The following is a 22,662-nucleotide window of genomic DNA, read 5'->3' on the forward strand; positions in this document are numbered from 1 at the left end:
GACCGGCCGGGGGCCGGGGACGAGCGATGCCGGCGACGCGCCGGGACGTCGGGACGGGGAGATCTGCGCGGGCGTACCACACAGAGGGTGTGAGCGGCTGCACGGAGAGTACTGGTTCCCGCACTGCCGGTACAGCAGTGCCTCTGTTGACGAAGGTAGGTTCGGGTGCGAGCGTGGTCAATCCGCACATCTCAGACGGCTGAGTCGTGTTTGGACGCGGCTCGGCCGTACCTCCGGACAGGGAAGCGGAATCTCATTGCGAAACGGTGTCCCGTCGGTTTCCGAAACGACCCTCCTCGTCCTCGACGCGGCGCCCCCGGCCCCGCCGCCGCGCCTGGGAAGGCTGGCCGGGCGGGCCCGGATCGTGCACGCCGACGCGACCACGCTGGCCGGCCGACTGCCGCTCGCCGACGTGCTGTTGGTGTGGGACTTCACCTCCGACGCGGTGCGCCGCGCCTGGCCCGGCGAGGGGCCGCGGCCCCGCTGGGTGCACACCGCGAGCGCGGGCGTCGACCATCTGATGTGCCCCGAACTGGCCGCGTCGGAGACGGTGGTGACGAACGCGCGTGGCGTCTTCGACCGGCCCATCGCCGAGTACGTGGCGGCGCTGGTGCTCGCCATGGCCAAGGACCTGCCGCGCACCCTGGAGCTGCAGCGGGAGCGCGCCTGGCGGCACCGCGAGACCCAGCGGATCGCGGGCACGCGCGCGTGCGTCGTCGGTTCCGGGCCCATCGGGCGGACCATCGTGCGCACGCTGAAGGGGCTCGGCATGATCACGGCCCTGGTGGGCCGCACGGCGCGGGACGGGGTGCACGGCGCGGCGGAGCTCGACCGGCTGATGGCGCGGGCCGACTGGGTGGTGTGCGCGGCGCCGCTCACGGACGACACGCGCGGCATGTTCGACGCGCGGCGCTTCGGCCTCATGCAGCCGTCCGCCCGGTTCATCAACATCGGGCGCGGACCCCTCGTCGTCGAGGACGACCTGGTCGCCGCCCTGTCGAAGCGGTGGATCGCGGGCGCCGCCCTCGACGTGTTCGAGCGGGAGCCGCTGCCCGCGGACAGTCCGCTGTGGACGGCGCCCGGCCTGCTCGTCTCCCCGCACATGAGCGGCGACACGGTGGGCTGGCGTGACGAACTGGGCGCGCAGTTCGTCGAGCTGTACGAGGCGTGGGCGGCGGGCCGGCCGCTGACGAACGTGGTGGACAAGGAACGTGGGTATGTCCCAGGCCATTGATCACCCCCGCCCCTCTCCCCCGGTCACCCCGTCTGCCTGCTGAGGAGCCTGCATGACCGAGCTCACGGATCTCACCGCGGTACAACTCGTCGAGGGCTATCGCAAGGGCGAATTCAGTCCGGTCGACGCGGCCGGGGCCGCGCTGCGGCGGGCCGAGGAGACACAGCCGGCGGTGAACGCGTTCGTGCGGATCGAGGCGGAGCGGGCCCTTGCGGATGCGGAGGCCAGCGCGGAGCGGTGGCGGCGGGGCGAGCCGCAGGGTCTGGTGGACGGTGTGCCGGTGTCCGTGAAGGACCTGATCCTGATGCGCGGCGGGCCGACGCTGCGCGGCTCGCTGACGGTGCGCCCGGAGGGGAAGTGGGACGAGGACGCGCCGTCGGTGGCCCGGCTGCGCGAGCACGGCGCGGTGTTCGTCGGCCGCACGACGACCCCGGAGTTCGGCTGGAAGGGCGTGACGGACAGCCCGCAGAGCGGCATCACCCGTAATCCGTACGATCCGTCGCGCACCTCCGGCGGCTCCAGCGGGGGCAGCGCGGTCGCCGTGTCCGTCGGCGCGGGCCCGCTGTCGCTCGGCACGGACGGCGGCGGTTCGGTGCGCATCCCGGCGGCGTTCTGCGGGATCTTCGCGCTGAAGCCGACGTACGGCCGGGTGCCGCTGTATCCGGCGAGCCCCTTCGGGACGCTCGCCCACGTGGGGCCGATGACGCGGGACGCGGCGGACGCGGCTCTGATGATGGACGTGATCACGGGCCCGGACGTCCGCGACTGGTCCCAACTGGACGCCGTGGCGGAGAGTTTCAGTTCGCGCCTGGGCGGCGGGGTGCACGGCCTGCGCGTCGCCTACTCGCCGTCGTTCGGCGGGCAGGTCGCGGTGCGGCCCGCCGTCGCGGCGGCGGTGCGGCGGGCGGTGGAGTCGCTGGCGGCGCGGGGCGCGTACGTCGAGGAGGTGGACCCCGACTTCTCGGAGCCGGTGGAGGCCTTCCACACCCTGTGGTTCAGCGGGGCGGCGCGCGTCGTCCACCATCTGCCCGCAGAACGGCGGGAGCTGCTCGACCCCGGGCTGCGGGAGATCTGCGGGCAGGGCGCGCGGTACAGCGCGCTGGACTATCTGGAGGCCGTCGACGTGCGTATGGATCTCGGGCGCCGCATGGGCCGCTTCCACGAGACGTACGACCTGCTGGTCACGCCGACGCTGCCGATCACCGCCTTCGAGGCGGGCGTCGAGGTGCCGAAGGGGTCGGGGCACCGGCGGTGGACGGGCTGGACCCCCTTCACGTACCCCTTCAACCTCACCCAGCAGCCCGCCGCGACCGTGCCCTGCGGGGTGGACGAGGACGGGCTGCCCATCGGTGTGCAGATCGTCGCCGCGCGCCACGCCGACGCGCTGGTGCTGCGGGCGGCGCAGACGCTGTACGAGGCGGGGGCCGGGGGCATCGCCCCGCCCCCGCGGACCGGGACTACAGCCTCCTGAAGCTCAGCGTCTCGCCCTGGGCGCCCGCGCGCCACAGGTCGTTGCAGGCCTCGGCCATCCGGTCGAGGCCTTCGACGATCTGTCCCCAGACGATGCCGGGGACCCAGCCGACGTCGCCGTTCAGGAGCAGGTTGTTCCGTTCGTAGAAGAGGGCGAGGTCGACGACGGTGGTGCCCGCCCGCACGCCCGCCTCCGCCTCGTATCCGTAGGCCTGGGTGCCCAGTTCCGTCCCGGAGAAGGAGAAATAGCAGAGATCGCCCGGGATGGGGGTGACGGTCGGGTTCTCCAGCGGCGGCTCGCGGTCCGCGAACGCCGGGAAAAGGGCGTAGATCTCGTTCCGCGCGTACTTCGCGTGGTAGACGTCCGAGCCGAGCGGCAGCGCCTCCCACACCGCCGCGCAGGTCACCGGGGCCCGGTCGTCGAGCAGTTTTGCCGTGCACTGGACTCCCCGCTTCGCGAGGGAGACTTCGATGAATCGCTCCGCCATGTGCCCCATGCTCCTCCCTGGTTCACTCCCCGGGTCAAGAGCACAACGATTGCATCAGGGGCCGGAATTCGTCGGCATATCTCGCGTCGGGTCGGGTAGCCGCGCGCCCATGGCTCCACCACTTGGGAACAACGAGGGATTCACTGGCAGAGCGGTTCGCCGCCGCGCCCTGCTCACCGGAGCGGGCGGGGCGGCTCTGGGCACATTCGGGCTCTCGGCATGCAGCCGGGTGCCGGAGGAGGGGAAGGTCGAGGGGGGCGATCTGCTGGACCGCCTGCGCGACAGCGGCACGGTCAGGATCGGTGTCGCGGGCGAGGTCCCGTTCGGATACATCGACGAGAACGGCGAGGTCACCGGCGAGGCGCCGGCCATCGCCAAGGTCATTTTTCCCCGCCTCGGCGTGCCCGAGGTGAAGGCGGTGCCCACCAAGTTCGGCGCGCTGATCCCCGGGCTCACGCAGGCGCGGCAGTTCGACGTGGTGTCGGCGGGCATGTACATCAACCCGGTCCGGTGCGAGCAGGTCCTCTTCGCGGACCCCGACTACCTCATGCTCGACTCGTTCATCGTGAAGAAGGGCAACCCGCACGGCATCAAGGACTACGACGACATCGCCAAGAAGGGCCTGAAGCTGGCGAGCGGCACCGCCTACGCGGAGATCGACTACGCCAAGGCCGCGGGCGTGAAGTCCGTCCTCGTGCTGCCCGACCAGGTGGCGGGGCTCGACGCCGTCGCCCAGGGCCGGGTCGACGCGTTCGCCGGCACCAACGTCACCGTGCGCACGGTGATCAAGAAGAATCCGCGGGTCGAGGCGACGGAGCCGTTCCAGCCCATGGTCGACGGCAAGCCGGCCTACGGCGCGGGCGGTTTCGCCTTCCGGCTGTCCGAGAAGAATCTGCGGGACGCCTTCAACAAGGAGCTGCACAAGCTCAAGGAGAGCGGCGAGCTCCTGCGCATCGTCAAGCCGTTCGGATTCACCGAGGCGGAGATGACGAAGCTGACCGTGGAGAAGCTGTGTCCCCCGGCGAAGGGCCTCTCCTCATGATGTCGTCGGAGTTCTTCGGGAACTGGTTCCTGCCCGGTGTCTGGATCACCGTCCAGGTGACGTTCTACAGCGCGGCCCTCGCCTTCGTGATCGCCTTCCCGATCGGCGTGCTGCGCACGAACCGGCTGTGGATCGTGCGGTTCCTCGCCGGGGCCTACTTCGAGATCTTCCGCAGCACGTCGTCGCTGGTCTTCATGTTCTGGATCGCGTTCACCGTGCCGCCGGTCTTCAACATCAGTTTCCAGCCGATGTTCGCGGGCGTACTCGCGCTCGGCATCACCTACGGCGCGTACGCCTCGGAGATCGTGCGCGGGGCGCTCGCCGCGGTGCCGCCCGCGCAGCGCGAGGCGGGCATCGCCCTGAACTTCACGCCGCTGCAGCGGCTGCGCCGCATCGAACTGCCGCAGGCCTGGCCGGAGATGATCCCGCCGTTCAACAACCTGCTGATCGAGCTGCTCAAGGGCACGTCGCTGGTGTCCCTCATCGCGGTGGCCGACATGACCTTTGCCGGTGACCTGCTGCGGCTCGTCACGAACGAGAGCGCGCCGATCTACACGCTGCTGCTCGCCCTGTACTTCGTCTTCGCGTTCGTCCTCACGCGCGGCATGCGGCTCCTGGAGCGGCACGCCAAGAAACGCGTCGGCCAGGCGCCCGAGAAGACGGGCCTGTTCAGCGGGATGCGCGCCAAGTCGTCGATCGACGTCGTCGCCGGTACGGGGGGTGCCAAGTGAACTGGAACTGGTCGCACGTCGACGACTTCATGCCGCTCTTCTGGGACGGCGTGGAGCTCACCCTCAAGGCGCTGCTCTTCGGCACCCTGATCGCCTTCTCGCTCGGCCTGGTGTGGGCGGTCGCGCAGCGCTCGGAGAAGAAGTGGATCCGGTGGCCGGTCACGGTGGTCACCGAGTTCATCCGCAACACCCCGCTCCTGGTGCAGCTGTTCTTCCTGTTCTACGTGGTGCCGGAGTGGGGCCCCTCGATGTCCCCGCTCACCACGGGCATCGTCGGCCTCGGGCTGCACTACTCGACGTACACCTCGGAGGTCTACCGGGCGGGCATCGACGGTGTGCCGGCCGGTCAGTGGGAGGCGGCGACCGCGCTCAGCCTCTCCAAGCGCCGCACCTGGACGTCCGTGATCCTGCCGCAGGCGGTGCGCCGGGTGATCCCGGCCCTCGGCAACTACGTGATCGTCATGCTGAAGGAGTCGCCGCAGATGGCCGCCATCGGCGCGCTCGACATGCTCGGCCAGGCCCAGGGCTACAGCCAGGCGACCTTCACCTACGAGGCGATCAGCGTGGTCGGCGTCGCCTTCATCGTCATCGCCTACCCGGCCTCTCTTCTTCTGCGAGTTTTGGAGCGTCGCCTTGTCCGCTGACAGCAGCACTTCCCAGGAAATCGCCAACCCGGCCGTCGACGGCAGCGAACTGATCCGCTTCGACAAGGTCGTCAAGCGCTACGGCTCCAACGTCGTCCTCGACGAGCTGGACTTCTCCGTCGCCTCCGGCAAGCACGTAACGCTGATCGGCCCCTCCGGCTCCGGCAAGACGACGATCCTGCGGCTCCTCATGACGCTGGTGAAGCCGGAGCAGGGCACCATCAAGGTGGGCGGCAAGTACCTCACCCACGAGGAGAAGAACGGCAAGCTCGTCCCGGCGGGCGAGAAGCACGTCCGCGAGGTCCGCAAGAACATCGGGATGGTGTTCCAGCAGTTCAACCTCTTCCCGAACATGAAGGTGCTGCGGAACATCACCGAGGCGCCGGTCTCCGTCCTCGGCCTGTCCAAGGACGAGGCCGAGGCGCGGGCCCGCGAGCTGCTCGACCTGGTGGGGCTCGGCGACCGCTGCGACGCGTACCCGACACAGCTCTCCGGCGGCCAGCAGCAGCGGGTCGCCATCGCGCGGGCCCTGGCGATGCGCCCGCAGGTGCTGCTGCTCGACGAGGTCACGTCCGCGCTCGACCCGGAGCTGGTGGCGGGCGTCCTGGACGTCCTCCGCGACATCGCGCACACCACGGACATCACGATGCTGTGCGTGACGCACGAGATGAACTTCGCCCGGGACATCTCCGACCAGGTACTCATGTTCGACTCGGGCCGGGTCATCGAGTCCGGGACGCCGGAGAAGATCTTCACCGAGCCCGAGCACGAGCGGACCCGGGAGTTCCTCAGCGCGGTGCTGTGACCGGTGGGGGCGGCATCCCGCCTGGAGCATGACAGAGGCATATGCCAGAGTGGCGCGTTCCTGCGTACAGACCCGGAGCGCGCCACCAATCTCCCCAACAGACGCTCCATATGCGCCACTTGGCCGCTATCGTGGTACGAGGCCCAGCTGTCCGGAACCGTTCCACGCAGGGGGATGCCGTGGCGTTGCAGCACGAGGCGATCACGCCGCACCGCTCCGTCCAGGACGCCCTGCGGGTCCTGGAGACCGTCGCCCGGCACGGCACCGGAGTCACCGCCGCCCGCATCGCCCGCGACACCGGACTGCCCGCGGTCCGGCTTGCACCCCTGCTGCGCATGCTGAGCAGCGAGGGGTACGTCGAACAGCTCACCGGCGAGGCGACCGGCGCGTACGTCACCGGGGAGGCCCTCGACCGCCTCGGCTCGGCCGAGAACCACGCCGAGGCGCTCCGCGAGAAGCTCCGGCACACCCTGGACGGGCTGCGCGACTCCCTCGGCGCCGCCGTCTACATCAGCCGGTACGTGGACGGCGAGGTCCGCGTCACCGACTGCGCGGCGGGCCCCCGCACCCCCGCGGTCAACGAATGGGTCGACTTCCGCTCCTCCGCCCACGCCAGCGCGGTCGGCAAGAGCCTGCTCACCCAGCTCGACGTCGACGGCCGCCGTGATCATCTCTCCCGGCACAAGATGGCCCGGCTCACGTCACGCACCATCACCAACGAGCGGGTCCTGCTGAACCGCCTCGCCGCCCAGCCCGCCACGGTCCCGGTCCTCGACCTCCAGGAGTACGCGGTGGGCACGGTCTGCGCCGCCGTCCCCATCACGGCGGGCTCCACCGTCGGGTGCCTCGCGCTGTCCCTGCCGGTGGAGCACGCGCACCGGCTGCGGGAGGCGGCGGACACGTTGAACCGCCGGGCGGCGCCGGTCTTGCTGTCCCTGGCGATCTAGGCCGTACGGGCGGGTGTCCGGAGCGTGTCGGGAGTGTGTCCGGAGCACCCCTCGGGACCAGGTACTATTTATTCGTCAGCAGGCGCCGCTAGCTCAGTTGGTTAGAGCAGCTGACTCTTAATCAGCGGGTCCGGGGTTCGAGTCCCTGGCGGCGCACTTGCGAATGCCGAAAGGGCGTTCCCGGTCTCCGGGGACGCCCTTTCGCGTACCCCTCCCCCAGCAGGGTGCGGTTTTCCGCACCCCCATCAGACGGCAACCCCCATACCGTCGCTGACCTGCAATTTCTAGCGTGGCCTCCATGGACCTCATGACTCTCGCCCTTCCCCAGGAACCCGCCGGCGGCATCGCCGGCTGGGCCGCCGACCTCGTGGACACCCTGGGCGGCCCCGGCGCGGGGCTCGCCATCGCCCTGGAGAACCTCTTCCCTCCGCTGCCCAGCGAGGTGATCCTGCCGCTGACCGGCTTCGCCGCGGGGCAGGGAGTGATCAGCCTGGCCTCCGCGCTGTTCTGGACCACGCTCGGCTCGGTGGTCGGCGCGGCCGCCCTCTACGGGATCGGCGTCTGGTTCGGGCGCGAGCGCATGCACGCCCTGTGGGCGAAGCTGCCGCTGGTCAAGATCTCCGACCTGGAGCGCACCGAGGCGTGGTTCGCCCAGCACGGCACCAAGGCGGTCCTCCTCGGCCGGATGGTGCCGATCTTCCGCAGTCTCATCTCCGTGCCGGCCGGTGTGGAACGGATGCGGCTGCCCGTCTTCCTCGCCCTCACCACGCTGGGCAGCCTGGTCTGGAACTCCGTGCTCGTCATGGCCGGATACTGGCTCGGCGACCAGTGGGACGTGGTCGAGACGTACGTGGGGCTTCTCTCCAAGGCCGTCCTCGTCGTGGTCCTCGTGGCCGTCGCCGGGTATGTGGTGGTGCGCGTACGGTCCCGGAAACAGCCCGGGACCAGTGCAGAGGCCCGCCACCGCCGCACCCACTAGGGCTCGGCTAATGTCGGACGACGTGAGGGAACCCGTCGCCGCGCCGTTCGTCATGCGGGTCGTCGGGGTGCTCGTCGGGTGCCTGACCGCGCTCATCGGGCTGCTGTACTTCGTGGTCACCGGGGCGGCACTCGGCGCCTTCCTGCTCTGGCCGCGCACGCGCGCCCGTGCCCACGCCCTGCTCGCCGCCGGTGCCCGCAGGCTCACCGCCCTGGAGCGGCGGCGCCGCTCCCTCTTCTTCCACGACGCTTTCCCCGAGCACCGCGCCTCCGACCAGCAGATCCTGCGCTACCTCGCGGCCCGCACGTACTCCGGGCTGCTGTGCGCCGTCGTCGTCGGCCTCGTCGACTTCGGGGCGGTCCTCGCGGGCGTCTTCGCCGTCTCGCTCGCCCGGTCGTCGATGACCTGGGTGGACGTGCTGAGCCAAGTCGTCCTCGGCGGCACCCTGCTCTTCCTCGCCGTACAGGGGCTGCGGGCACTCACCGAGCAGGACGCCCGGCTGGCCCGCGAGTGCTTCGGCCCCTCCGAGCGCGAACTCCTCCAGCGCCGCATCGACGAGCTGGCCACCAGCCGCGCCGCGGTGGTCCGGGCGGTCGACGTGGAGCGGCGCCGCGTCGAGCGCGACCTGCACGACGGCGTCCAGCAGCGGCTCGTCGCCCTCGCCATGCTGCTCGGCAGGGCCCGCCGCGGCCGCACCCCGGAACAGGCGGACGCCCTGCTCGAACAGGCCCACAAGGAAGCCAGGGAAGTCCTCACCGAACTGCGCGAGGTGGCCTGGCGGGTCTACCCCACCGCCCTCGACAGCCTGGGCCTGCGCGAGGCACTCGGCGGGGTGTCGGAGCGGTGCGCGATCCCCGTGCGCATGGAGTACGACGTACCGGACCCGCTGCCCTCCGCCGTCGAGACGGCCGCCTACTTCGTCGTGTCGGAGGCCGTGAACAACGCCGCCAAGCACTCGGCGGCCGAGGAGGTCTTTGTCGGCATCCGACAGCAGGGCGGACAGGTGTCCGTCGTCGTCCGCGACACCGGGACCGGCGGTGCCGACCCCACGGGCAGCGGACTCACCGGGCTGCTCAGCCGGGTCGCCGCCCTCGACGGCACCCTGGATGTCGACAGCCCCCTCGGGGGCCCCACCACGATCACCGCGGAGCTGCCGTGCGCGTAATACTCGCCGAGGACTCGACCCTGCTGCGGGAGGGCCTGGTCCGGCTGCTCGCCGAGGAGGGCCACGAGGTCCTCGCCGCCGTGGGCGACGCCGACGCGCTGCTGCGCGAGGTCGCGGCGCACGAGCCGGACGTCGTCGTCACGGACATCCGGATGCCGCCGGACCACACCGACGAGGGCCTGCGCGCCGCCGTACGGATCCGCGAACTGCGCCCCGAGATCGGCGTGGTCGTCCTCTCGCAGTACGTGGAGCGCAACTACGCGGCCCAGCTGCTCACGTCCAGCGCCGAGCGGGTCGGCTACCTCCTCAAGGACCGGGTCGCGCAGGTCGAGGAGTTCCTCGACGCGCTGGAGCGGGTGCATGCCGGGGGCGCCGCCATCGACCCCGAGGTCGTACGGCAGCTGCTCATCCGCACCACCCACGCCGACCCGCTGACCCGGCTCACCCCGAGGGAACGCACCGTCCTGGAGGCGCTGGCCGAGGGGCACACCAACGCGGCCATCGGGCAGAAGCTGCACATCTCGCTGAGCGCGGTCGAGAAGAACCTCGCCGCGATCTTCGACAAGCTGGGGCTCTCCCAGACGACGGGGTACAGCAGGCGGGTGCTCGCGGTGCTGCGGTACCTGGAGTCGTGACTCCCCCTCCTCATATCCCTCTCGCCGGTGAGGACGGTGGCGTGCGGGCGCGGTGATACTGGCGCTCTCCCTCCCGAGGAGCCGCCGTATGTCCGGTGTCGCCCGGTCCGCTCTCGTCCGGTCCTTCGCGTGGGTGCGTGCCGCTCCGCCGTGGGTGGTCGACACGGCGCTGGCCGCCGTCGTCCTGTTCGCCGTGTCCCTGCAGTTCCTCTTCCCCGACGAGGGCGGGGACGCCCTGTCCCCGACCGGCTTCCTGCTCGGCGCGGGTACGGCCGTGCCGCTGGTGTGGCGGCGCCGCGCGCCCTTCCTCGTCGCGTGCGCCGTCACCTGCTGCACGCCCGCCATGGCGGTCCACCACCGGCCGCCGCCGGACATCGTGTACGGCGGGCTCGTCGCGCTGTACACCGTGGCCGCCCTCGCCCGGCCGTGGCAGCGGCGGGCCGTGCTGGCCGGGTGGCTGGTCGGCACGACGGTCACCATGGCGTTCCACGAGCGCGCGGAGCCCTATGAGTACCCCTTCCACCTGCTGAGCCTCGTCAGCGCGTACGCCCTCGGGGTCCTGGCCCGCGTACAGCGCGCGTACACCGCAGCCCTGGAGGACCGGGCGCGGCGCCTGGAGCGGGAGCGGGCGAACGAGACCGCGCGGGCCGTGGCCCTCGAACGGGCCACCATCGCACGGGACATGCACGACATCCTCGCCCACGCGGTGAGCCTCATGGTGGTGCAGGCGGAGGCCGGGCCCGTGGTGGTGCGCAGTGATCCGCCGCGCGCGGAGGCGGCGTTCGACGCGATCGCCTCTGCGGGGCGCGACGCGATGGTGCAGCTGCGCCGCATCCTGGGCGTGCTCAGGGAGCCCCGGGCGCCCGGCGAACGGAGCCCGCAGCCGTCCCTCGACGCCCTGCCCGGCCTGGTCGAGCAGGTCCGACTGGCGGGCATCGACGCCGAGTTGGTGGTCAGCGATACGCCGCGTGCGTTGCCCGCGGACGTCGAGGTGGCGGCGTACCGCATCGTCCAGGAGGCGCTGACCAACACGGTGAAGCATGCGCGGGCCACGCGGGTGTGCGTACAACTGGAGTGGGGCGCAGAGCAGTTGCGGGTCGCGGTGATCGATGACGGGCGCGGGGACGGTGACAGTGACGGTGGTGGTGGCGGGCACGGGCTCGTCGGGGTGCACGAGCGTGCCGCCGCGTGCGGGGGTCGTGCGGAGACCGGGCCCGGGCCCGGTGGGGGATTCCGTGTCGTCGCGTGGCTGCCCACGGCATCCTTGGGGGATGAGCATCCGGGTGGTGGTCGCCGACGATCAGGAGCTGGTGCGCAGCGGCTTCTCGATGATCCTGGACGCGCAGCCGGACATCGAGGTGGTCGCGGAGGCGGGTGACGGCGCGGAGGCGGTCGCCGCGGTGCGTCTGCACGCCCCCGACGTGCTGCTCCTGGACATCCGCATGCCCGGCATGGACGGCATCGAGGCGGCCCGCAGGGTCTGCTCGGTGTCCGGGTGCCGGGTCGTCATGCTCACCACCTTCGACCTGGACGAGTACGTGTACGAGGCGCTGTACGCGGGAGCGAGCGGGTTCCTCCTCAAGGACGTCCGCAGGGACGACCTGGTGCACGCGGTCCGGGTCGTCGCGGCCGGCGAGTCGCTGCTGGCGCCGACGGTGACGCGGCGCCTGGTCGCGGACATCGTGCGGCGGGGCCGGGGCGCGGGCCCGGGGGCGCCGGCCGCACGGCTGGCCGTCCTCACCGCCCGCGAGGAGGAGACGCTGCGTCTGCTGGCGCGGGGCCTGACGAACGCGGAGATCGCGGCATCCTTCGTGGTCAGCGAACACACGGTGAAGACCCACGTCAGCAATGTCCTCTCCAAACTGGCGCTGCGGGACCGCGTGCAGGCGGTGATCTGCGCGTACGAGACGGGGCTCGTGGTGGCGGGGGACGACGAGGAGTGAAGGGGTGGGGCGGCGCTCGTGCGGGGCTCCCTCCTGCGGGTGAGTGCTCGCTCCGGCGAGGGAGGGGACAAGACCGCTCCGCGCGGTGATTCGCGGGGGCGGTTCCGGGACGACTCTGGGCGGACAGTCCGGTCACTCCCCAGGAGCCGTCATGCTCGCCACCTTCGCCCGGACGGCGACACGCCGCCCGCTCACCGTGATCGCCGTGTGGATCTGCCTGCTCGTCCTCGGACTCGGCTTCGGGAGCCGGGTCTTCGGGGATCTGACCTCGACGGTGGAGGACGTGCCGGGCAGCGAGTCGGTCGTCGCCGACGAGCTCCTCGACGACCTCGACCCATCCGGCGCCACCATCACCGCCGTCGTCTCGGGCGGCGGTGACGTCGACCGGCCCCGGCTGCGCGCCGAGGTCGGCCGCGCCGTCGCCGCGGTGCGTGCGCTGCCCGGCGTCGCCGAGGTCCCCCACCCCTACGACCGGCGCGGTCTCGTGGCCGACGACGCCCGGGCGCTGCTGATCCCCGTCACCCTCAAGAGCGGGCTCGACGACGACGCCGAGGAGGACACCGTCGGCGACGCGGCCGACCTGATCCGCCAGATCGACGCGGCCGACGTGGCCGTCAGCGGTGGCCCCCTCCTCGGCGAGCAGCTGGGCACGCGGGCCCAGGAGGACGTCGCCAAGGCCGAGTTGATCACGCTGCCCGCCGTGCTGCTGGTGCTGCTGCTCATCTTCGGCGGCCTGCGCGCCGCGGGGCTCCCGCTGCTCGTCACCGTCAGCGGCGTCGCCGGGGCCTTCCTGATCCTGTACGGCTTCAGCCTGCTCACCGACATCTCCGTCTACGCCGTCCAGATCGTCACCATGCTCGGGCTCGGACTCGCCGTGGACTACGCGCTGTTGATGGTCGTCCGCTTCCGCGAGGAGCGGTCGCGGGCGCGCGATGTCGCCGCGGCCGTGCACGCGACGGTCGCCCGTGCCGGGCGCACCGTCCTCTTCTCCGGGCTCACCGTCGCGATCTGCCTCTCGGGCCTGCTCTGGTTCCCCAGCCCGTTCCTCCGCAGCATGGGTCTCGCGGCCGGGGCTGTGGTGGTCGTCGACATGCTGGCGGCGTTGACGCTGCTCCCGGCGCTGCTCGCACGGTTCGGCGGGAAGATCTCGGCAGCGGGGGCGGGGCGATTCGGGGCGCGCGGGGACTGGAAGGGCCGGGACGGTAAGGGCCGGGAGGGGGAGGGCCAGGACGGGAGGGTCTTCGCCCGGGTGGGGCGGTTTGCCGCCCGGCGGGCGGTTGCCGTGCTCGTGCTGGTGGGGGCCGCTCTCGTCGTCCTCGCCGTGCCCGCCTTCGGGATGCGCATCGGCATCGGCGACGCCCGGCAGCTGCCGCACGACACCGAGGCCCGGCAGCTCCACGACACCGTGCGCGAGCACTTTCCGCCCGCGGCCGGCACCGACCCCGTGAGCGTCCTCGTCCGCCCCGGCGCCCCCGCCGACTGCGAGCGCAAGATCCGTGCGCTGCCCGGCATCGCGGCGTCCGAACGCCAGCGTCTCCGCGACGGCACCGTCCTTCTCGAACTCACCCCGAAGGGCTCCGTCGACGGGCCGACCGCGACCGGCCTCGTCGAGCGGGTCCGCGATCTGCGCGGCGCCGAACCGGTCCAGGTCACCGGCAACGCCGCCCGCCTCGTCGACTTCCGTTCGATGCTCGCCGAGCGCGCCCCCTGGGCCGTACTGACCGTCCTCGTCGGCCTGTTCACGCTGCTCTTCGCCTTCACCGGGTCGGTCCTGATCCCCCTGCGCACCCTCGCCACCACGCTGCTCAGCCTCGGCGCCGCGCTCGGCGTCGTCACCTGGGTCTTCCAGCACGGACACGGGGCGTCGCTGCTCGGCGGCGAGGGGCTCGGCGCGCTGAGCCTGACGGCGCCGCCGCTCATCATCGCCATCGCGTTCGGGCTCGCCATGGACTACGAGCTGTTCATCCTCTCCCGGATGCGGGAGAGCTGGGCGGAGACCGGCGACCACCGCACCGCCGTCGTCGAGGGCCTGCGCCGCTCCGGGCGCGTGGTCAGCTGTGCGGCGCTGCTCCTGGCCATCGTCTTCGCCGGGTTCATGACCGGCGGCTTCTCACCGATCCTGCAGATCGGGCTCGGTCTGACCCTGGCCGTCCTCATCGACGCGACCGTGGTCCGCATGCTCCTCGTCCCGGCGACGATGGCGCTGCTCGGGAGCCGGGCGTGGTGGGCTCCGGGGCCGCTGCGGCGCCTCCACGAGCGTTATGGCGTACGGGAGTTCACGACCTCGTCCATGTCCGAGAAAGGTGCTACGACAACTACGACAGAACGAAACCGTCCATGACCAGCGCCGCCGCGAGCCCCGCGGCGAGGAGCCAGGTGCCGAGCCTGGTCCGGCCGCGGCGGCTCAGCTCGATCACTCCGCCGCAGAGGATGAGCAGCAGTCCGTAGACCCCGACGACGAGGACGGACGACCGGCTCGCCAGCCGGAGCGCGAGGACCACCGCCGCCGCGGCCATCAGCAGTGAGGCCGCGGCGATACGGGCGCGCCGGGCGCGGGCGGCGGGGGTGGGCGCCTCGTTCTCCGGGGTGTCCGGGGTGCCCTGCGGGGTGTCGCTCGGGGCCGGGGTGGTCTGGTCTGGCGCGCTCATGGACCAGAATCGTAATCGGTCACACGCGCGGTTTTACCGACTTGTGTTCGTTCACCACGGGTTCCTCACGCCCGCAGATACGCGAGGACGGCGAGCACCCTGCGGTGCGTGCCGTCCGCGGGCGGCAGGTTCAGTTTCCCGAGGATGTTGCCGATGTGCTTGCCCACCGCCGCCTCGGAGACGACGAGTTCGGCGGCGATCGCCGCGTTCGACCTGCCCTCGGCGACGAGGGCGAGCACCTCGCGCTCGCGCGGAGTCAGCTGCTCCAGCGGGTCGCGGCGGCGGCGCAGCAACTGCCGTACGACCTCCGGGTCGACGACCGTGCCGCCCTCCGCGACCGTCGTGAGCCCGTCGACGAACTGCTCGACCTGGCCCACGCGGTCCTTCAGGAGATAGCCGACGCCCGTGCCGTCACCGGTGTCCAGGAGCTCGGCGGCGTAGGACCGTTGGACGTACTGGCTCAGCACGAGCACCGGGAGCGTCGGCCGTGCCGCCCGGAGCGCGACGGCCGCCCGCAGTCCCTCGTCCTGGAAGCCGGGCGGCATCCGCACGTCGGTCACGACGATGTCCGGGTCGTACGCCGACACGGCGTCCCGCAGCGCGTTCGCGTCGCCCACCGCGGCGACCGTCTCGTGCCCGAAGCGGGCCAGGACGCCGATAAGACCCTCGCGCAGCAGCACGCTGTCCTCGGCGAGGACGACTCTCAGGCTTCGGCCGCCGGTCGTTCTGCTGCTTGGCACGGGATCTCCACGGACAGGATGGTCGGGCCGCCCGGTGGGCCGACGACCGTCAGTGTGCCATCGAGGACGGCGAGCCGGTCCGCGAGGCCGGTGAGTCCCGTGCCGCGGGCCGGGTCGACGCCGCCGCGGCCGTCGTCGCGCACGTCGATGCGGAGTACACCGTGTACACCGCCGGTGTGGGTGGCGGTGATGCGGGCCCGGGTGGCGCCGCTGTGCTTGCCGATGTTGGTGAGGGCCTCGCGGACCGCGAAGTAGGCGGCGGATTCGACGGCTTCGGGGAGCCGCGGGAGCGGGGTGCCGTCGTCGGTCTTTGTCACCGTCTCCACGGGGACGGCCGAGCGGTCCGCGGCGTCCTCGATGGCCGCGGCGAGGCCGTAGTCGGCGAGCACTTGGGGGTGGATGCCGCGGATCAGCTCACGCAGCTCCGTGAGGACGCGGCCCGCCTCGTCGTGCGCGGTGGCGAGCTGCTCGGCGAGGGGGCTGCCCGGGGGTGCGTCGAGACGGGCGAGCCCGAGGGTCATGGTGAGCGCGACGAGCCGCTGCTGCGCCCCGTCGTGCAAGTCCCTCTCAATACGGCGGCGTTCGGCCTCGAAGGCGTCCACGAGGCGGGCGCGTGAACGGGTGACCTCCGCGAGGGCGTCGGCGGCCTCCGCCTCTCGCGGGGCGAGGAGGAGGCGGGTGAACGCGGCGCGGGCCGTGGCGTACGCGCCGAGCGGGTACGCGAGGGCGATGAGCAGGACGAGCCCCAGCAGCGCGGTGCCCCACGCCGCGGGGTACGACTCCACGAGCCACAACTTGGCGGGCCGGACCCCTCCTTGCCCCGGGCCGCCGGTCAGGGCGAGGTGGGCGGGGGCGGCGAGGAGGAGGCCGGGGAAGGCCGTGGTGCAGGCGAGGACGAGGAGGTCGAGCGGCCACAGGACGAGGGCGAACAGGACGGTGTACGCGAGTTCGCGCCAGGTCGCCTGCTCCTTCAGCCGGAGGCGGAACCAGGCGGGGATGCCGGGGGTGGTGGGGGTGCGATGTGGGGTGGGTGCAGGGTCGGGGTCGAGGAGAAGCACGCGGCGGCGCTCAAGGGCGGCGACCGGGACGCCGGCGAAGGCGAGGGCGCCGAGGAGGGGGATGCCGATGAGGACGAGGCTGAGGAGGACGCCTACGGTGGTGAGGACGAGCCCCAGGACGAGGATCCCGGCACCGAGGATCCCCCCTCCCAGCAGATACACGACACTGCGCCAAGGCACAGCACCCTTCGAAAGGCGAACCACCACACTCCCCCGAGCCATGGCCCTACGGTAAAGGGGTTCTGGCGGGGTCCGCCTCCTGCCCGCCTGTGGGGCGGGGCCGCGGGGGTATGTGCGTACTCGCCATCCCTGCGCCACGCCTCAAGTCCAAAGACGCCACAGTGCGCTCAGTGCTCCGTTCGCACATACCCCCACGTCCCCTCGGGCGCGCTCGCGGCTGCGGCCCGGTGGGGGGCCTCGCCCCTACTCCCGCAGGTCGTTGCGGGGCAAACGGGTGGGTGGGTGGGAAACATCCGCCGCGAAGCGGCGGGCTCGGTGCTCCTACCCGAGCCGGGCGGCGCAGGGCACAAGTCACCGGCCCAAAAGCACCGCACGGGAATGCGTGGCGTACCTCGTCAGGAGGGATGACACGTCGGAGGGGGTGAGGCGGCGGTAGGACCCGGAGCCCGGGGGGCGCCACCAGACGGGGTCCTCGCAGAGGAACGCCTCGCGGCGCAACAGCCCCCGCGCCACCTTGTTCGTCGCAGTCGTCGGCATCCGCCGAACCACCCTGACGTAGGCGGGAGCCATCTTCGTCCCCAAGTCCGGTTGGGCGAGGAGGAAGGCGGCGAAGGCGTCCGGGTCGAAGGCGGCGTCCGGCGGTGGGGCCAGCGCCGCCATGACCTGGTCGCCCGCCACCGGGTCGGGCACCGCGTACACCGCCACCGCCACCGCCCCGTCGTACCGCGCGAGAATGTTCTCGATCATCGCCGCCGCCAGGTTCTCGCTGTCCACCCGCAGCCGGTCGTCCGTACGGCCCGCGAAGTAGAGGAACCCCGCGGCGTCGCGGTAGAAGAGGTCACCCGTCCAGTACCAGCCGTCGCGGCACCGTTCCGCCTGCGCCTCCTCGTTGCGCCAGTACCCCTCGAAGGGGTTCGGGCCCCGGTTGACCAGTTCCCCTATGGCAGTCGTGCCGTTCAAGAGGCGCCCGTCCACCCCGAATCGAGCCGGCTCGCACTCCCGCCGCGTCTCGGGGTCCACCACCGCGAGGTCGTCCCCGGGTGCCGCACGGCCGATCGCCCCGGCCGGTGTGCCGGGGGTGCGCTGGATGGCGGCGCCGCCCTCGGAGGAGCCGTAGCCCTCGACGAGCCGTACGCCGAAGCGTTTCTCGAAGCGCGCCGCGTCCACCGCCCCCGCCTCGGTCCCGAAGCCGACGCGCAGCGGGTTCTCCCGGTCGTCGGGCCGCTCGGGCGTGGCCAGGATGTACTGGACGGCCCGGCCCACGTAGGTGAAGTACGTCGCGCCGAACTCCCTGACGTCCGGGAGGAAGCCCGACGCGGAGAAGCGGGACCGGAGCGCCACCCCCGCCCCCGCGGCCAGCGCCGGGGCCCAGTCCGCGATCACCGCGTTGCCGTGGAACATGGGCATGCAGATGTAGTGGGTGTCGGAGGCCTGGATCCCGAAGTGCTGGACCAGGGAGCGGCCCGCCGCGGCCAGTCTGCCCTGGCTGCAGATCGCCGCCTTGGGCGCGCCCGTCGAGCCGGAGGTGAAGTAGAGCAGCATGCGGCTGTCGGGGCGGACGGTCCGGTCGATCTCCGGTTTCGCGTCGGCGTAGGGGGCCAGCAGGTCGGCGTAGGCGTCGGTGTCGGTCACGAGGACGTGTACGCCCGGTAGTTCGAGCCCGGCGAGGAGGGGCAGGTGGGTCCGTTCGGTCACGAGGACCGTGCAGTCGGTGTGCAGGATGTCGCGGGCCAGCTCCGGGCCGCGCCGCGTGGGGTTGATGCCGGCGACCGCCGCGCCCGCGAGCGCGGCCGCGCTCAACCACTGGGGGAATTCGGGGGTGTTGTCGAGCAGGACGCCGATGTGGCGTTCGCCGTGCGGGGGCAGCAGGTCGGCGAGGAGCGCGGCCCTGGCCGCCGCGCCGGCCGTCACCTGGTGGTGGGTCAGCCGGCCGCCCGCGTGGCGCAGGCCGGTGCGGTGGTCGCCCCAGCGCGCCTGTACGAGTTGCGCGACCGTGCTTCCGGTGCTCTCCATGGCCGCGCACGGTAATTGATGGAGCGTCAGATGGGGAGTCCGGCGCGTGTTCGCGTACGGCTCCGCGCACGCCGTGTGGTCGGCACGGCGTGCGCGGACCCTACCCGTGGGGTGTGGGGAAGACCCTCGGGCTGTGCCCAGAACCGGCGAGGACGCGGGGAGACCTCGTCAGAACTGGACGTCCGAGCAGGCGTAGAACGCGTTGGCCGTGTCCGCGACCGTCCAGACGGCGACGATCACGTGGTGACCGCTGCGGCCACCGGGGATGGTGCCGCTGTGCGACAGGGTCGCGGGCGGCTGCTGACTGTTGTAGGGAACGCTGAGGAACGGCGTGGTGTCCAGGGCCGCCCTGGTCACCGCCTTGCTGTCGTCCCAGCCCTGCTTGGTGATGTAGTACTTGAAATCGGTGGTGCGGTGGCGCGCGGTGAACTGCCAGCGGAACGTGTAGTTCTGACCGCCGCTCACCTTCGTCGTCGGCCAGGCCGCGCCGCCGGGCGTCTTGGGCGAGTTGAGCTGGTTGAAGCCCGCGATGCCCGCCGAGCAGATCTTGCCGTCGGCCGGGCCCCCGGCGGGGAAGCCCTTCGGGCCCTCGACGCTCTGTGGCTCGTACTGTATGGAGCCGCAGTTAGCCACCACGCCCTTGGCGCAGTTGATCTGCCGGCTGGCCGGCAGGTCCGTGTAGCCGTGGCTGCTGGCGCCACCGGAGGAGAGCGCGAACGCGCCGACCGTGCCGAGGCCGACCAGGGCCGCGTACATCTTCTTGTTTCGCATGTGCCGCTCCTGCCGAACGTGGGGAGTTCCGTGGGACGTGCGCGCACTGCGGTCTAGACCAAGTTCAGATTATTGGCGTTAGTTGAACATGTCCATACCAATCTCGGAGAGGATCCGTCCGCATCTCCCCCGCGACGTCTCCACGAGTTCACCGTTGGGCCCGTCGTTCGTCCCGACCCAGGCCACGGCCTCCTCCAGTGACCTGCCGCCCGCCAACTGCCGCTCGATGAGCCGCTGTTGGCGTACCTCCGCAGGTGAGTCGAGGTACCAGCACTCCGCCATGAGGCCGTACGCGGCACGCCAGCCCGGCAGGTCGCAGGCGAGGTAGTTCCCCTCGGTGATCACGAGGCGGGCGGTGGGCGGGACGAGGTGCCGGGCCGCGATCGGTTCGTGGAGCGTGCGGTCGTAGTCGGGTACGTAGATGTCGTGCGCCGGGTCGTCGAGCACTCGGCGCAGCAGCGCGACGTACCCCGCCACGTCGAAGCTCGGCTCCGAGCCCTTGCGGCCGGTGAGGCCGAGCCGCGCCAGCTGCCGGTTGGACAGGTGGAAGCCGTCCAGCGGCAGATACGCGGCGTCCGCGCCGATCCGCCCGACCAGAGCCCGCGCGAGCGTCGACTTGCCGGTGCCGGGCGGCCCCGCGATCCCGAGGACGGCGCGCGGGACGCCGGCCGTCAGCCTCCGGGCGTCGGCGGTGAGACGGGCGAGGTCATCGGTGTTCTCCATGGCCCGTATAGAACGCCACCGTCAGGTCCTTCACCAAGGCCTTGCGCTCGTAGTCGTCGAGATCCACGAGGCCCCGCGTGGTCAGCCGCGTCACCGTGTCCTCGACCGAGTCGACCACCGAGGTCAGGACGGTGTCGCGGTGCCGTGCGTCCAGGGCGGCGACCCGGCGGCGCTGCATCGCGGCGGCGACCTCGGGGGCGTACTCGATACGGGTCGGCTGCGCCGAGAAGATCTCGACGCCGACCGCCTCCGCGTCCGCGGCGAGCGTCCGGGTCAGCGCGGCGCCGACGGCCTCGGCGTCGCGCAGGGTGGGGGCGTCGTCGTGGAAGGCGTCGGCGGGCAGCCGCGAGAGGACCCGGGCCGTGGTCGCCTCCACGCACTCCCGCAGATACTCCTGGTGGTCCTCGACCGCGAGCGTCGCCCGCGCGGGGTCCTTCACCCGCCACACGACGAGCAGCACGACGCGCAGGGCGACGCCGCCGCGGTCCACGGCCGGCATCGGCTCGCTCCGCCAGTGCCGCAGCCGTACGTCGACACGGCGGCGCAGCAGGAGCGGGTTCACCCACATCAGGCCGGTGCGGCGGACGGTGCCCCGGTAGCGGCCGAAGAGGCTCAGCACCCAGGCCCTGCCGACCCGGCCGCGGGCCAGGCCGCCGAACCCGAAGAGGCCGAGCGCCCCCGAACCGGCGAGCGACGCCCACTGCGCGGGGCCGAGCCGGACGCCCTCGTGGCCCGGCAGTCCCGTCACCGCGGGTACGGGCTCGGGCAGCACGCCCGCCCACCACAGCGAGAGCGCGCACCCCGCGACGCCCGCGCAGCCGCCGAGCACCCCGGCGAGGCCGGGCAGGACCCGTGCCCGCTGCTCCACGAGAGCCGGGTCGACGTCGGGCACCGGCCGGGCGACCGGCGCGGCGAGGGGCATCGGCGCGGGACGGCGCGGTGTCCGCGGCTGCTCCCCCGTGCCCCGCCTGCGCCGCACCACGGCGGGCGGGAGCGCGACGCCCGTCACGTCGTCCGGATCGTCGCGGAAGAGCAGATGGACGGGGATCTCGGTGGTGGCCTCGCTCTGGATCACCCGCGGCAACCGCGCGGCGCCCGTCTCGGGCCCCCCGTCGGCCCGCGGGGCCGGTGACTCTGAAGCTGCCGTCGCGCTCATCCCTGCCTCCGCATCGACCTTGTCCGGCTCCCGCACCTCCGCGCGCCCCGGAAGCGCGCGTCCACCCACCGCTCCGCTCACCGGAACAGCCGCCGCCACGTCTCCGGCCCCGGAAAGCCGTCGGCCGCCGCGCCCCGCCACCCCTGGGAGCGCTGGAACGCCTCCACGTTGCGCCGGTCGCTCTCGCTCCAGGAGCGGCCGGGGCCCCGCGTGTAGTACCGGCCGAAGCCCTTGCGCACCAGCTGCCTGCCGAGCCGCTCGATCGCCGGATGGGACTGGCCAGGGCGGAAGACGCCCCGGCCCGGATAGGCGGGCACCCCCGCACCGCCGGACGAAGCGGAACCGGCCCCGCCATCGCCCTGCGTCACCTTGTTGCCGGCGTCGCCCGGCGCGGTGGCCGCAGGCCCCGAGCCGGCCGGGGGGCCGACGCCGACGCCCTTGTGGCGGTAGGGCACGTAGCGGTCCTTGTACGTCCAGTAGCCATAGGGAGTGGACTGTTTACGGGCGTGCGGGCGGGCCTGTTCGTATGCGAGGTAATGCGTGCGTGTGTAGTCCGTCCAGCCCCCGAAAATGGTCACGTGTGAGCCATTGGTGGGGTTCGCCGGATTGTGGAAGAGAAGAATGTCGCCGGGCTGCAGCTGGTCCTTCGTAATACGCGTCGCGTAGGTGTCGAGGCTGCCCGTCCATTCGTTGCCGCCGAGGTTCCAGGCCATGGAGACAAAGCCGGAGCAGTCCTGCCGATAGCCGTCGGGCCGGTACTTCTCCATGCTGTACGGGACCTTCTCGGCGACCCACGCCTTGGCCCGGTTGATGATCTCCGTCCGGGTGGTCGCCCGGACCCCGCTCGCCCCTGGCGGGCCCGCCAGGCCCACGCCGGGGCGGCCGTACAGCGGGCTCGCGGTGCCCTGCGGGGTGTCGGGGCCGCCGTCGTCCGCCGGGCTCGCCTCCGGTCCTGCCGGACGGCCTCCCACCTCGGCCGATGCCACCGCGGGCAGCGTCTGGCCGCCGAGCACCGTGCCGGCCGCGGCGGCGAGGACGAGGGCGCGGCGCGCGCCGTGCGCCGCGGGGTGACCGCCGAGCCGCCGGGGCAGCGCGTGCGCCGTCGTGCGGCGCCGGTGAATACAGCCGGGACAGTCGCAGTCGCTCTCGGGGATGAATTCCTCGAACAGCGGAGCGGCCTCCATGCGATTCCCCTCACACCCCGGAAAAGAATGTTCGCGCATCTGCACGTCCGTCAGTTTCTCAACTGTCCCGGGATATCGCATGTTGACGGTCCGAATGATGGATCGG

Annotated in this window: 22 protein-coding genes and 1 tRNA gene; 14 read left to right on the forward strand and 9 right to left on the reverse strand. The window is 72.1% G+C overall.

All coding sequences use genetic code 11. The features are described from left to right. Positions 1-256: 256 nt before the first annotated feature. Positions 257-1,234, forward strand: a complete 978-nt coding sequence (locus ACH4D5_RS03495) for a D-2-hydroxyacid dehydrogenase (protein ID WP_398298064.1) — start codon at positions 257-259, stop codon at positions 1,232-1,234. Between the two features lie 52 nt (positions 1,235-1,286). Further along, positions 1,287-2,705: an amidase gene (locus tag ACH4D5_RS03500; RefSeq protein ID WP_398298066.1), complete on the forward strand. Its 1,419-nt coding sequence runs from the start codon at positions 1,287-1,289 to the stop codon at positions 2,703-2,705. On the opposite strand, the gene ACH4D5_RS03505 is transcribed toward ACH4D5_RS03500, so the two are convergent. Beyond that, positions 2,692-3,192, reverse strand: a complete 501-nt coding sequence (locus ACH4D5_RS03505) for a DUF3830 family protein (protein WP_398298068.1) — start codon at positions 3,190-3,192, stop codon at positions 2,692-2,694. The two genes, ACH4D5_RS03500 and ACH4D5_RS03505, sit on opposite strands and share 14 nt — an antisense overlap. 109 nt (positions 3,193-3,301) lie before the next feature. Between ACH4D5_RS03505 and ehuB the strand changes: the two genes are divergently transcribed. The 12 genes from ehuB to ACH4D5_RS03565 all read left to right on the forward strand — a co-directional run bounded on the left by ehuB (position 3,302) and on the right by ACH4D5_RS03565 (position 14,424). After that, positions 3,302-4,234, forward strand: a complete 933-nt coding sequence (ehuB, locus tag ACH4D5_RS03510; RefSeq protein WP_398298070.1) for an ectoine/hydroxyectoine ABC transporter substrate-binding protein EhuB — start codon at positions 3,302-3,304, stop codon at positions 4,232-4,234. After that, the gene (gene ehuC, locus ACH4D5_RS03515; RefSeq protein ID WP_398298531.1) at positions 4,234-4,965 is read left to right on the forward strand and encodes an ectoine/hydroxyectoine ABC transporter permease subunit EhuC; all 732 of its coding nucleotides are present in this window, start codon (positions 4,234-4,236) and stop codon (positions 4,963-4,965) included. Before ehuB ends, ehuC begins: the two co-directional genes overlap by 1 nt. Next, positions 4,962-5,609, forward strand: coding sequence for an ectoine/hydroxyectoine ABC transporter permease subunit EhuD (ehuD, locus tag ACH4D5_RS03520; RefSeq protein ID WP_398298072.1), 648 nt, complete (start codon positions 4,962-4,964; stop codon positions 5,607-5,609). Before ehuC ends, ehuD begins: the two co-directional genes overlap by 4 nt. After that, on the forward strand, positions 5,599-6,414 hold the full coding sequence (gene ehuA, locus ACH4D5_RS03525; RefSeq protein WP_362987352.1) for an ectoine/hydroxyectoine ABC transporter ATP-binding protein EhuA: 816 nt from the start codon (positions 5,599-5,601) through the stop codon (positions 6,412-6,414). The genes ehuD and ehuA overlap by 11 nt, the downstream gene beginning before the upstream one ends. Before the next feature lie 179 nt (positions 6,415-6,593). After that, positions 6,594-7,361, forward strand: coding sequence for an IclR family transcriptional regulator (locus ACH4D5_RS03530; RefSeq protein WP_398298074.1), 768 nt, complete (start codon positions 6,594-6,596; stop codon positions 7,359-7,361). 82 nt (positions 7,362-7,443) lie between these two features. Then, positions 7,444-7,517, forward strand: a tRNA-Lys gene (locus ACH4D5_RS03535). Between the two features lie 142 nt (positions 7,518-7,659). Then, positions 7,660-8,340: a DedA family protein gene (locus ACH4D5_RS03540; RefSeq protein ID WP_398298076.1), complete on the forward strand. Its 681-nt coding sequence runs from the start codon at positions 7,660-7,662 to the stop codon at positions 8,338-8,340. Between the two features lie 10 nt (positions 8,341-8,350). Then, complete coding sequence (locus tag ACH4D5_RS03545; protein WP_398298078.1) at positions 8,351-9,505, forward strand: sensor histidine kinase; 1,155 nt, start codon at positions 8,351-8,353, stop codon at positions 9,503-9,505. After that, positions 9,496-10,140 carry a response regulator gene (locus ACH4D5_RS03550; RefSeq protein ID WP_398298080.1) on the forward strand — a complete coding sequence of 215 codons (645 nt, stop codon included), beginning with the start codon at positions 9,496-9,498 and terminating at the stop codon, positions 10,138-10,140. Before ACH4D5_RS03545 ends, ACH4D5_RS03550 begins: the two co-directional genes overlap by 10 nt. A gap of 88 nt (positions 10,141-10,228) precedes the next feature. Beyond that, complete coding sequence (locus ACH4D5_RS03555) at positions 10,229-11,518, forward strand: sensor histidine kinase (protein ID WP_398298082.1); 1,290 nt, start codon at positions 10,229-10,231, stop codon at positions 11,516-11,518. Next, positions 11,412-12,083 (forward strand): response regulator, encoded by a 672-nt coding sequence (locus ACH4D5_RS03560; RefSeq protein ID WP_398298085.1) that lies wholly within the window; start codon positions 11,412-11,414, stop codon positions 12,081-12,083. Before ACH4D5_RS03555 ends, ACH4D5_RS03560 begins: the two co-directional genes overlap by 107 nt. A 151-nt stretch (positions 12,084-12,234) precedes the next feature. After that, complete coding sequence (locus ACH4D5_RS03565; protein ID WP_398298087.1) at positions 12,235-14,424, forward strand: MMPL family transporter; 2,190 nt, start codon at positions 12,235-12,237, stop codon at positions 14,422-14,424. Here the strand turns inward: ACH4D5_RS03565 and ACH4D5_RS03570 are convergent. The 8 genes from ACH4D5_RS03570 to ACH4D5_RS03605 all read right to left on the reverse strand — a co-directional run bounded on the left by ACH4D5_RS03570 (position 14,399) and on the right by ACH4D5_RS03605 (position 22,556). Further along, positions 14,399-14,731: a hypothetical protein gene (locus ACH4D5_RS03570; protein ID WP_398298089.1), complete on the reverse strand. Its 333-nt coding sequence runs from the start codon at positions 14,729-14,731 to the stop codon at positions 14,399-14,401. The two genes, ACH4D5_RS03565 and ACH4D5_RS03570, sit on opposite strands and share 26 nt — an antisense overlap. 65 nt (positions 14,732-14,796) lie before the next feature. Next, positions 14,797-15,471 carry a LuxR C-terminal-related transcriptional regulator gene (locus tag ACH4D5_RS03575; protein ID WP_398298091.1) on the reverse strand — a complete coding sequence of 225 codons (675 nt, stop codon included), beginning with the start codon at positions 15,469-15,471 and terminating at the stop codon, positions 14,797-14,799. Then, positions 15,435-16,751: a sensor histidine kinase gene (locus ACH4D5_RS03580; protein ID WP_398298093.1), complete on the reverse strand. Its 1,317-nt coding sequence runs from the start codon at positions 16,749-16,751 to the stop codon at positions 15,435-15,437. Before ACH4D5_RS03580 ends, ACH4D5_RS03575 begins: the two co-directional genes overlap by 37 nt. Before the next feature lie 309 nt (positions 16,752-17,060). Then, on the reverse strand, positions 17,061-18,722 hold the full coding sequence (locus ACH4D5_RS03585; protein WP_398298095.1) for an AMP-binding protein: 1,662 nt from the start codon (positions 18,720-18,722) through the stop codon (positions 17,061-17,063). Between the two features lie 168 nt (positions 18,723-18,890). Next, positions 18,891-19,493, reverse strand: coding sequence for a lytic polysaccharide monooxygenase (locus ACH4D5_RS03590; RefSeq protein WP_398298097.1), 603 nt, complete (start codon positions 19,491-19,493; stop codon positions 18,891-18,893). Between the two features lie 78 nt (positions 19,494-19,571). After that, on the reverse strand, positions 19,572-20,216 hold the full coding sequence (locus ACH4D5_RS03595) for an AAA family ATPase (RefSeq protein WP_398298099.1): 645 nt from the start codon (positions 20,214-20,216) through the stop codon (positions 19,572-19,574). After that, positions 20,200-21,372, reverse strand: coding sequence for an SPFH domain-containing protein (locus ACH4D5_RS03600; protein WP_398298101.1), 1,173 nt, complete (start codon positions 21,370-21,372; stop codon positions 20,200-20,202). The genes ACH4D5_RS03595 and ACH4D5_RS03600 overlap by 17 nt, the downstream gene beginning before the upstream one ends. 77 nt (positions 21,373-21,449) lie before the next feature. Continuing rightward, complete coding sequence (locus tag ACH4D5_RS03605; RefSeq protein WP_398298103.1) at positions 21,450-22,556, reverse strand: peptidoglycan-binding protein; 1,107 nt, start codon at positions 22,554-22,556, stop codon at positions 21,450-21,452. Positions 22,557-22,662: the final 106 nt, after the last annotated feature.

The organism is Streptomyces sp. NPDC018029, assembly GCF_044327655.1.
Lineage (GTDB): Bacteria > Actinomycetota > Actinomycetes > Streptomycetales > Streptomycetaceae > Streptomyces.